The following is a 10,714-nucleotide window of genomic DNA, read 5'->3' on the forward strand; positions in this document are numbered from 1 at the left end:
CGCCGCGAACCTCGCCGAGCCCCGCCATGGACGCGGCGTCCGCGCTGCTCGACGAACTCGTGCACCTCGGCGTGCGCGACATCGTGTTGAGCCCCGGGTCGCGCTCGCAGGCGCTGGCTCTCGCGGCGACGGCCCTGGAGCGCGCTGGACGCGTCTCACTGCACGTTCGCATCGATGAGCGGGTTGCCGGCTTCACAGCGCTGGGCCTGGCCCGCGAGTCCCGCCTGCCCGTTCCCGTGATCTGCACGTCGGGCACGGCCGTCGCGAACCTGCTGCCGGCCGCGCTCGAAGCGCATCACGCCGGGGTTCCCCTGATACTGCTCACGGCGGATCGCCCTCCAGAGCTCCGCGGAGTCGGAGCCAATCAGACCACCCGCCAGCCCGGGCTGTTCGGTCCGTCGACCCGGTTCGCGCTCGACGCGCCGGTGCCGGAAGACATCGACGACGCGGGGGATTCGACCCAGACCGCGACCTTCCGGGCGATTGCCGCGGATGCCTTCGCCGCCGCATCCGGTTCCGTCTCGCTTCCCGCGGGGCCCGCGCACGTCAACCTGCCGGTGCGCGAACCGCTCGCCGGGTCCCTGCCCGCATGGTTTGCGACCGAACGCGAGCCGACAGAAGACGCGCCGCCCCCCGTCGAGGCTGCTTCGGGTGCGCTGTACCAGGGGGGCGGCGGCATCGGCCTCGCCGAATCGAGCGACCTCGACCAGGCCATGCCGTACGCGTTGGCTCGAGGTCCGCGCACGCTGGTGATCGCCGGTGCCGACGCCGGTGTCGGGGCCGAACAGGTCGCACACGATGGCGGGTGGCCCCTCGTCGCCGAGATTGTCAGTGGCGCCCGTTTCGGACGCAATCTGGTGCACGGATACCGCGCGCTCCTGCGCGATGAGACCCTGGGCGGCGCCGTCGAGCGAGCCATCGTGTTCGGGCGGCCGACCCTGAGCCGTGAGGTGGCGGCGCTGCTCTCGGACCCCGAGCTCGACGTGATCGCCGTTCGCGGACCCGGTGAGCGCCTGAACCTCAACGGACACACCGAGCCCGTTGAGTCCGTGCGGGTCGACCCGGGCGAGACCGACCGGGAATGGCTCGGCGTATGGATGCGGGCGTCTCAGGCGCAGGAAGTTGACCTCGGCGCACCCGCGCCCGACCTCGCAGGTCTCTCCGCTTCGGATCCCGTCGCGCGGCGGAAGGCCGTCGACGCAGAACTCGCGGCCGTGCGCGCCCCGCTCGATCGCACCACTCTCGTCGATGCGCTCTGGCGTGCCACGTGGCCGCACGATCGCCTGGTGTTCGGGTCGTCGCGTCTGGTGCGTGTGGCAGACGGCGTGCTCGGAGGCAAGAAGGTGCCCGTCCACTCCAACCGGGGTGTCGCGGGGATCGACGGCACGATCGCCACGGCGACGGGGATTGCCCTCGCCAGCCAGGCCGACGGGCACTCGGGCGTCACCCGCGTGCTGCTGGGTGACCTGGCGCTGCTGCACGACGTCGGGGCGCTCTTGCTGCCCCCGAGCGAACGCGAGCCGCGGCTGCAGGTCGTCGTCGGGAACGACGGCGGCGGCACGATCTTCGACGGGCTCGAGGTCGCGCAGGTCGCCTCGCCCGAAGACATGGACCGCGTGCTGTTCACCCCGCAGGCCGTGCGCCTCGAACACCTGGCGCGCGCCTACGGCTGGGAGTACCACCGGCCGACAACGCGTTCGGCGCTGGATCAGCTGCTCGTGTCCCCGGTCGGCGGACGCCAGCTGATCGAGGTGCCGCTCGAGCGGTGATCACGCCAGCGCGTCGACGATCGGGCGGAACTTCATCCGCGTCTCGAGCAGCTCGGCCTCGGGATCGCTGCCGAGCACGATGCCCGCACCCGCATGCGCGGTGACGGGTCGGGTGTCGTTGAGCTGCCACGAGTGCCCGTCGCTGGTTGCAGCACCACCGAACTGAGCGCTGCGCAACGCGATCGCCCATTCTCCATCACCGGAAGCGTCGATCCAGCCGACGGGTCCCGCGTACCGGCCGCGATCGAAAGGCTCGATGCGCCGGATGACCTCGAGAGCCGAGGCGGTGGGTGTTCCCGCGACCGCGGCAGTCGGGTGAAGGACGCCGACCAGATCCAGCGCTGAGACACCGTCCGCGACGATCCCCTCGACATCCGTCGCGAGGTGCCAGACGTTCGGCAGCTTGAGCGCGAAGGGCTGCTCGCTCGCGGTGAGCGCGCTCGTGTGAGGCCGCAGGGTCCGCAGCACGCTCTCGACGGCGAAGCGGTGCTCGTCCTGGTCTTTGCCGCTCGCGGAGAGGGCGACGGATGCCTCGGTGTCACCATCCGCATCGGCACCTCGGGGCGCCGTTCCGGCGAGCACCCGGGCCGTGATGGTCCCGCCCGACACGGTCACGAGGGTTTCGGGGCTCGCGCCGATGATGCCGTCGACGGCATACGTCCAGACATCCGGGTATCCGGTCGCGAGTGCGCGCACGAGTCTCCGCAGATCCGCGCCAGCGGGAACAGAGCCGATGAGGTCGCGTGCCAGCACGACCTTGCTGACCTCACCCGCGGCAATGGCCTCGAGGCCATTGCGGACGGCCGCCTGGTAGCCGGGTGCATCGAGTTCACCGGGCCCGACGGTCGCCGACCAGGCGGGGCCCCACTCGCGCGCGGAGGGAGTGATGGGTGCCTCCGCACCGGCGCGATGGATCGTGGTGATCCACGACCGTCCCGCCCGGCGTCCGAAGATGAACTGGGGCACGATCAGGGTGCTCGCCGTCGCCGACGAGGGATCGAAGCTCAGTGCGCCGAACGCGATGAGGCCGGTTCCGGGTAGCCCGACCTGGTCAGAGACGCTCGCTGCCGCCGCGACCGCTCGCCACGTATCGGCGAGGGCAGCGGCCTGCGAACCCTCGGGCGGATTGGCGCGATGACCGCCCACCTCGATGATCGCGGCGGAGCCGAAACCCACCATTCCCTCGCCGCGGCGCAACCAGGCGAGCGGATGCGCGGGCTCGGCATACGAAAGAAGGTCCTCGATGGGATCGATTTCTCGGGTTGTGACGACAAGCCGAAGCACGCGGGCGGGGGCGGACTCGGTCACTGCTCCAGCCTAGACTCGCTGCGTGAGCGCAGATCCGAATGTGCCGGTCGAGGCATCCGAACGTCCCCCTGTCGGGACGAAGGTGGAGTTCCGCTGGCGCAAGTGGGATGGCTCGACCCACTGGGTGCACGAGTGCGTTTACCTCGGCTCGGACGAATGGGGCGACTGGTTCGGCCAGCGCGGGGGGTGGCGGAGCGACCGACCGGGTCGTTCTGTCGTAGTCGTCGAGGACAACGTGATGCTGTTGCCGCCGTCGGGCGATCACGTCTTGACGATGAATGCGCGCCCGCATCCCACCCGCGTGTACATCGACATCGCGTGGGACGCGCGCTGGTCCGGCGGCGAGCCGACCGGCATCGACATGGACCTCGATGTCGTCGACCAGGAAACGCGCGGTGTCTACATCGACGATGAGGACGAGTGGCAGGAGCACCGGGTGCTCTACGGATACCCGCTCGACCTGGTCGAGAAGCTCGAGGCACTCACGGCCGATCTGTTCGCGGCAGTCACCGCGCACGAGCCCCCGTACGACCCGGCGACCGCGGCTCACTGGCTGGCACGCCTCGTAGACTCGACGGGTGACCCCGCAACCGCCGAACGATGACCGTAACGAGCCGAACCGTGCCGATCTCGGCAAGGATCCGGCTCGGGTCAGTGGCATGTTCGACCAGGTCGCGGGTCGCTACGACCGCACCAACACCGCCCTCAGCCTCGGCAACGATCGGCTGTGGCGTGTCGCCACGCGCCGCGCCGTTGCCCCGCGCGCGGGCGAGCGGATCCTGGATCTCGCGGCGGGTACCGGCGCCTCGTCCGTTTCGCTCGCGCGGAGCGGTGCGGAGGTCGTCGCCGCGGACTTCTCTCCCGGCATGATCGCCGAGGGTCGACGCCGGCACGGCGACGTGCCGGGCCTGTCGTTTGTGGAGGCTGACGCGACCGATCTGCCCTTCGGCAACGATGAATTCGACGCCGTGACCATGTCGTTCGGCCTGCGCAACGTCAACGAACCACGCAAGGCGCTCGCCGAGCTGTACCGGGTGACCAAGCCCGGGGGGCGCGTCGTGATCTGCGAGTTCTCGCATCCGCCGTCGCGCGCTTTCGCCGAACTGTACGGCTTCTACAACTCCCGTGTGCTCCCTGTCGTCGCGCGGGCGCTCTCTTCTAACGCCGATGCCTACGACTACCTGAACGAGTCCATTCGCGACTGGCCGGATCAGCAGACCCTGGCCGCATGGATCCGCGCCGCGGGCTGGCAGGATGTCGCCTACCGAAACCTCTCGTTCGGGATTGTCGCTCTGCACCGCGGGCGGAAAACCCGCCGGTAGGCTGGAGGGGTGACTCCGGGCCCCTCAGCGCGCGGCTCGCGACTGACGAGCCGACTCGGCATGACCGAGCGCGTCTTCGCCGGACCCCGCTCGCGCAAGCTCCTCGCCCAGGTAGAGGAGGGCCTCGATCGGGTCGAAGCCACGCTGGCCGACGAACTGAAGATGACCGATGCTCTCGCCGACGCGACGAGCCGGTACCTGTACGAGGCCGGTGGCAAACGCATCCGTCCGATGCTCGCCCTGCTCTCGGCCCACCTCGGTGCGGGCATCACGCCCGCCGTGATCGAGGGTGCGACCGCGCTCGAGATGACGCATCTCGGCTCGCTGTACCACGACGATGTCATGGACGGTGCGGATGTGCGGCGCGGGGTGCCGAGCGCCCAGACCGTGTGGGGCAACAACGTCGCAATCTTGACCGGTGACCTGTTGTTCTCGCGCGCGAGCCAGATCATGGCGCGCCAGGGCGAGCGGGCTATCCGTCTGCAGGCCAACACGTTCGAGCGTCTCGTGCTCGGTCAGATGCACGAGACAGTGGGGCCGCAAGAGGGCGACGACCCCGTCGCGTTTTACTTGCAGGTGCTGGCCGACAAGACCGGGTCGCTGATCGCCGCGTCCGCCGAGACGGGCGTCGTGTTCGCGGGTGCACCCGAGGAGTACGGCATGCCGCTGCGCACCTTCGGTGAGAAGACGGGTGTCGCCTTCCAGCTGCTCGACGACGTGCTCGATCTGAGCGCGGATCCCGACGAGACCGGCAAGGTGCCCGGCACCGACCTGCGCGCGGGTGTTCCGACGATGCCGTTCCTGCTGCTCGGGCAAGAGACGGACGCGGCATCCATCGCTCTCAAGGTCCGCATCGACGAGGGTGTCGCCCGCATCGCCGACGGCGCGGATCCTGCCATCCTCGACGCCGCGCTGGCCGAGCTGCGTGACCACGACGCGACCGCACGCACGCTGCGCCTGGCCCACGACTGGGCGCGCGAGGCGGTCGAGGCTCTCGATCCGCTCCCGGACGGTCCGGTCCGTGACGCGCTCAAGCGTTTCTCCGAGGCCGTCGTCGACCGCAGTAGCTGAGCGCTCGCCGCCTCGCTCCCCCTCTTCGCAAGCATCACCGGAAGGACCCCATGACCAAGCTCAGGCTGGCCATCGTCGGCGCGGGCCCCGCGGGCATCTATGCCGCGGACATCCTGCTCAAGACCGAGCGCAAGTTCGATGTCTCGATCGACCTCTTCGAGCAGCTTCCCGCCCCCTACGGACTGGTCCGGTACGGCGTCGCGCCCGATCACCCGCGCATCAAGGGCATCATCACCGCGCTCCGCGAGGTGCTCGACCGGGGCGACATCCGCCTCTTCGGCAACGTCCGCTACGGCGAGGACCTCACCCTCGACGACCTCAAGCACCACTACCACGCGGTCATCTTTGCGACGGGCGCGATCCGCGACACCAACCTCGACATCCCCGGGATCGACGCCGAGGGCTCGTACGGAGCCGCCGACTTCGTGAGCTGGTTCGACGGACACCCGGATGTGCCGCGCACGTGGCCGCTCGAGGCCGAGTCTGTCGCCGTCATCGGCAATGGCAATGTCGCGCTCGACGTCGCACGCATGCTCGCAAAGCACGCCGAAGACCTGTTGCCGACCGAGGTTCCCGACAACGTCTACGAGGGGCTGAAGGCATCCCCCGTCACGGACGTTCATGTCTTCGGGCGCCGCGGTCCGGCACAGGTCAAGTTCACCCCGCTCGAGCTTCGTGAGCTCGGCGAGCTGCGCGACGTCGACATGGTCGTCTACGACGAGGACTTCGACTACGACGAGGCATCCAAGACCGCGATCGCGAGCAACAAGCAGGTCATGGTGATCGACCGCGTGCTGCAGTCGTGGCGCCAGCGGCCGTCCGTCAACAACGCCGGCCCTTCGACAGGCTCAGGGACCGAGGCATCCCGTCGCCTGCACCTGCACTTCTGGGCGCGTCCCGTGGAGGTCAAGAAGGATGCCTCCGGTCGCGTGACGGCGTTCGTGTACGAGAGGACCCGTCCCGACGCCGAGGGTGGCATCGAGGGCACCGGCGAGTTCCGCGAGGTGCCGATTCAGGCCATCTATCGCGCTGTCGGATACTTCGGGTCGCCGCTGCCCGACGTGCCCTTCGATCCCCGGCACGGCGTCATCCCGAACCACGAGGGCCAGGCGATCCACCAGGACTCGAACGAGCGTGTCTCGGGCGTCTACGCCACGGGGTGGATCAAGCGCGGACCCGTCGGTCTCATCGGCCACACCAAGTCCGACGCGATGGAGACCGTCCGGCACCTCATCAACGATCAGGCGTCGTGGTGGCAGCCGGAGGACCCCTCGGAAGAGGCTATTCCCGCTCTCCTCGCCGAGCGTGGGGTCCGGTGGACGGACCTCGATGGATGGCACCGTCTCGACGAGCACGAGGTGGCGCTGGGTGCGCCCCACGAGCGTGCCCGCGTCAAGGTCGTGCCCCGCGATGAGATGGTCGCGATCTCGCGCGGAGAGTGACGCCGCGCAATAACCTGGGCGGATGACGACGGACGCGGGATGGCGGCCCGATGTCCTCGGGCCGGGGTTCGAGCAGCGGACGCTCGCGCTCGGCGATGACGATGAGGGCGCGGTCGTTGCGACGCTCGTGCGGCATCTGCCAGACGAATCTCTGACAGACCGGCTCTTCGGCGATCGCCGCCCGCTCGCGGATGTCGACGTGCTCTACGTGCACGGGTGGTCGGACTACTTCTTCCAGGCGCGGTTGGCCCGGTTCTTCGCCGAGCGCGGTGCCCGCTTCTTCGCTCTCGACCTCCGCAAGTACGGCCGGAGTCTGCGGGAGGGGCAGACCCCCGGCTACATCACGGACCTCGACGACTACGACGAGGACATCTCGGCCGCGCTCGAAGCGATGGACCGGGGGGAGCGCCGCCTGGTGCTGCTCGGGCACTCGACTGGTGGGTTGACGCTCAGCCTCTGGGCGTCGCGGCATCCGGGCGTCGCTTCGGCGCTCATCCTGAACAGTCCGTGGCTGGAGTTCCAGCTGAGCGGCATCACGCGAGCCGCGCTCGCCCCGGTCGTGAGCCTGCGCGCTCGGCTGCACCCCCTGGATGTCGCTCCGCAGGTCGACCTCGGGTTCTACGCACGCGCACAGCGCGAGGTCGCGGACCCCGACGATCCGGTCGTGATCGATCCGCGCTGGCGTCCGGATCAGACCATGGCGGTGTACGCCGGGTGGTTCAACGCGGTGCTCATGGGGCATGCGAGAGTCGCAGCCGGGCTGTCGATAGATGTGCCCGTCTGTGTTCTGCTGTCGGCGAGGTCGGCCCTCCCGACGCGCTGGTCGAACGAGCTCACCGGCGTCGACAGCGTGCTGAACGTCGATGAGATCGCGCGCGCGGCCCTCCGGCTCGGATCATCCGTCACGATCGAGCGGATCGACGGGGCGATTCACGATGTCTTCCTGTCGCGTCACGAGGCCCGAGAGGATGCCTATGCGCGTCAGAATCGCTGGGTGCTGGGTTTCGTCGAGCGCCACGGTTAGGCGACGAGTCCGCTCGCCTCACCCCCTCTACGCGGCGAGCGTCGACCGAACCGTGTCGAGGAACCACGTCGTCGCGGACGTCGCGTCCGCGTCGTGGTGCGAGATGAGATGGACCGATGTCGTGGGCGACGGGAACGGCAGCTCGAGCAGCTTGGCCCCCGAGGGTAGCGCGAGAGCGGCGAAGGCGTCGATCGGGACGATCGCGACGTAGCCGCAGCGCGCCACGATCCACGGCAACGACGTGAATCGAGGCACCTCGACGTGGGCGACCCGCGACAGCACCCCGGCTCCGAGCGTGGTGACGGCCTCGGTGATCGCGCGGTGCCCGGCCGCGGCGCCGACGCGCGCTTCCCGAAGCCTGCTCAGGTCATCGACCCGGATGCGTCCCTCGTCGTCGTCCAGGTCGGCGGGCACGAGGCAGGCGTAGCGGTCCTGGAAGAGAACCTCCTGATGGACCTGACCCGCCACGGGCGAGCTCGTGATCGCGGCGTCGATGTCCCCCGAGAGAACGTCCTGTGCCACCGAATCGATGTCGAGCGGGACGACTTCGACCGAGACGCCGGGCGCCGTCGCCGCGGTCGCGAGCAGGATGCGGGGGAGGAGCCCCGCCTCGCCCAAGTCGGTCAGGGCGATGCGGAAGCGGCGGTGCGATGTGGTCGGGTCGAACCGCGTGCCGTCCTCGGCGCGGGCGACGATGCGTGAGAGAGGGCCGCTGATCTCCGCGTACAGGTCCGTGGCCGAGCGCGTCGGGCGAACACCCGTGCCTGTGCGGACGAAGAGCGGATCGTCGAAGTGCGTACGCAGACGCTTCAAGGCATGGCTGACCGCGGGCTGCGACACCCGCAGCGACTCGGCTGCCAACGTCAGGTTTCCGGAGCGGTAAACCTCAACGAAGGTGCGCAGCAGGTTCAGATCGATGGTGGCGGGCATACGAACATTATTCATGAAAAGAATGACCGGGATGCCGATTATTCATTGGACGAACATCGAGCCCGAACGTACCGTGGAAGAAGGTCGCCGATGACCGAAGAAACGGAATCAGTGCAGTGACGCAGATGATCAGGGTCGCCGATGCTCTCGGCCGCATGCTCGCCGAATTGGGTGTCAAGCAGGTATTCGGAGTCGTGGGAAGCGGAAATTTCCGCGTGACGAACGCGCTCGTGGCATCGGGTGCGACATTTGTCGCGGCACGCCACGAGGCCGGTGCGGCATCCATGGCTGACGCGTACTCCCGCATCACCGGTGACGTCAGTGCGCTGAGTCTGCATCAAGGGTGCGGGCTCACGAACGCGCTGACGGGTATCGCCGAGGCGGCGAAATGTCACACTCCTCTTCTCGTCCTCGCCGCAGACACGGCGGTGGGTGATGTCACGTCGAACTTCTACATCGATCAAGACACCGCCGTGCGTGGCATCGGCGCCACACCGATGCGCATTCACTCGGCCGAGACCGCGCTTGCCGATGCGGCCCGCGCGTTCCGGGTCGCGCAGATCGAACGCGCCACCGTCGTGCTGTCGTTGCCCATCGATATCCAGGACCTCGAGATCGCGTATCCAGGCGCCCGGCCGGCATCGAACCTGCGGGTACCGACGCCCGCGGTCTCGGGGGCCGACGCCGCGGAGCTCGGAGAAATGCTGGCGCGGGCGGAACGGCCGGTGATCATCGGTGGTCGCGGTGCCCGTATCGCGAAGCACGACCTGCGCGAACTCGCCGCGGCGACCGGCGCGCTGCTGATCGCCTCGGGCGGCGCCCGAGGCGTGTTCGAGGGTGATGAGTGGGCCCTCGACGTCGTCGGAGGCTTCGCAACAGACAGTGCGGCCGAGCTCGTTCGGGATGCGGACCTCATCGTCGGGTTCGGTGTCGCGCTGAACAACTGGACCACGCGCGGGGGCTCGCTCGTTGAGAAGGCGACGCTCGTTCAGGTCGATGACCGCGTCGACGCGATCGGCAAGTATCGCCTGGTCGACCTCGGCATCGTTGGCGACACCGGAGCCGTCGCACGTGCCGCCCTCTCGGCGCTTGAGGCAACGGGGACGACGAGTGTCGGATACCGCACCGCCGATGTCGCCGAGCGCGTCCGCGCGGCGCGGTACTGGTCTGAGCAGGCTGTGGAACCGGTGGACGAGCCGGGCTTCGTTGATCCCGCCGCCCTCACCAACGCGCTGGACGCGATGCTTCCCGACGAACGCGTCGTCGTGGTCGACGGGGGCAACGTCAACGCCTATCCGGGTGCTCACCTGCGCGTTCCGGACGACGAGGGGTACGTCCTCCCCCTCTCGTTCCAGTCCATCGGGCTGGGGCTCGCCAGCGTGATCGGCGCCGCAGTCGCACGTCCCGACCGGATGGCCGTGCTCGGCACTGGTGACGGGTCGCTGCTCATGGGAGCTGTGGAGCTGGAGACCGCCGTGCGGTTGCGGCTCGGCATGGTGGTCATCGCATTCAATGACAGTGCGTATGGCGCCGAGATCCATCTCTTTCCGGAATCGACGGCCGCGGAACAAGAGATCGTCCGGTTCCCCGACACCGACATCGCGGCGATCGCGCGGGGCTACGGCTGCGACGCGATCACCGTGCGCTCTCTCGACGACCTGGGCGGCGTGGCCACCTGGCTCGCCTCCGCTCGCGATCGGCCTCTCGTGATCGACGCCAAGATCACCGGACGCCCCTCCTGGCTCATGGCCCGGGAGCACGGGCACTGACCAACACCGCACGTACTCGCACGCAACAGAAACAAGGGAGTTTCACCATGATGTCCCGCGTCAAGTAGTTGGCAGGGAT

Annotated in this window: 9 protein-coding genes; 7 read left to right on the plus strand and 2 right to left on the minus strand. The window is 68.9% G+C overall.

The genetic code is table 11. The annotated features are described in order from the left end of the window. The first annotated feature begins 26 nt into the window (after positions 1-26). Positions 27-1,769 carry a 2-succinyl-5-enolpyruvyl-6-hydroxy-3-cyclohexene-1-carboxylic-acid synthase gene (gene menD / locus MIC448_RS14935; protein WP_081766461.1) on the plus strand — a complete coding sequence of 581 codons (1,743 nt, stop codon included), beginning with the start codon at positions 27-29 and terminating at the stop codon, positions 1,767-1,769. On the opposite strand, the gene MIC448_RS14940 is transcribed toward menD, so the two are convergent. Continuing rightward, the gene (locus MIC448_RS14940; protein WP_036301566.1) at positions 1,770-3,077 is read right to left on the minus strand and encodes an isochorismate synthase MenF; all 1,308 of its coding nucleotides are present in this window, start codon (positions 3,075-3,077) and stop codon (positions 1,770-1,772) included. 22 nt (positions 3,078-3,099) lie between these two features. Here MIC448_RS14940 and MIC448_RS14945 point away from each other — a divergent pair, with 22 nt between their 5' ends. The 5 genes from MIC448_RS14945 to MIC448_RS14965 are packed head-to-tail and all read left to right on the plus strand — an operon-like array spanning position 3,100 to position 7,936. Further along, positions 3,100-3,681 (plus strand): DUF402 domain-containing protein, encoded by a 582-nt coding sequence (locus MIC448_RS14945; RefSeq protein ID WP_243420052.1) that lies wholly within the window; start codon positions 3,100-3,102, stop codon positions 3,679-3,681. Positions 3,682-3,736: 55 nt separating this feature from the next. Next, complete coding sequence (locus MIC448_RS14950) at positions 3,737-4,399, plus strand: class I SAM-dependent methyltransferase (protein ID WP_081766464.1); 663 nt, start codon at positions 3,737-3,739, stop codon at positions 4,397-4,399. Positions 4,400-4,408: 9 nt separating this feature from the next. Next, entirely contained in the window at positions 4,409-5,470 is a 1,062-nt protein-coding gene (locus MIC448_RS14955; protein WP_036301570.1) for a polyprenyl synthetase family protein, read from the plus strand. 50 nt (positions 5,471-5,520) lie between these two features. After that, the gene (locus tag MIC448_RS14960) at positions 5,521-6,912 is read left to right on the plus strand and encodes an FAD-dependent oxidoreductase (protein WP_036301571.1); all 1,392 of its coding nucleotides are present in this window, start codon (positions 5,521-5,523) and stop codon (positions 6,910-6,912) included. Positions 6,913-6,934: 22 nt separating this feature from the next. Further along, positions 6,935-7,936 carry an alpha/beta hydrolase gene (locus MIC448_RS14965; RefSeq protein WP_036301572.1) on the plus strand — a complete coding sequence of 334 codons (1,002 nt, stop codon included), beginning with the start codon at positions 6,935-6,937 and terminating at the stop codon, positions 7,934-7,936. Positions 7,937-7,963: 27 nt separating this feature from the next. Here the strand turns inward: MIC448_RS14965 and MIC448_RS14970 are convergent, their stop codons facing one another. Continuing rightward, positions 7,964-8,866, minus strand: coding sequence for a LysR family transcriptional regulator (locus MIC448_RS14970; RefSeq protein ID WP_036301573.1), 903 nt, complete (start codon positions 8,864-8,866; stop codon positions 7,964-7,966). 125 nt (positions 8,867-8,991) lie between these two features. Between MIC448_RS14970 and MIC448_RS14975 the strand changes: the two genes are divergently transcribed. Then, a complete protein-coding gene (locus MIC448_RS14975) occupies positions 8,992-10,635 on the plus strand; it encodes a thiamine pyrophosphate-binding protein (RefSeq protein ID WP_198517694.1) in 1,644 nt (547 codons plus the stop codon). Positions 10,636-10,714 lie beyond the last annotated feature (79 nt).

The organism is Microbacterium sp. C448 (assembly GCF_000582705.2).
GTDB lineage: Bacteria > Actinomycetota > Actinomycetes > Actinomycetales > Microbacteriaceae > Microbacterium > Microbacterium lacus_A.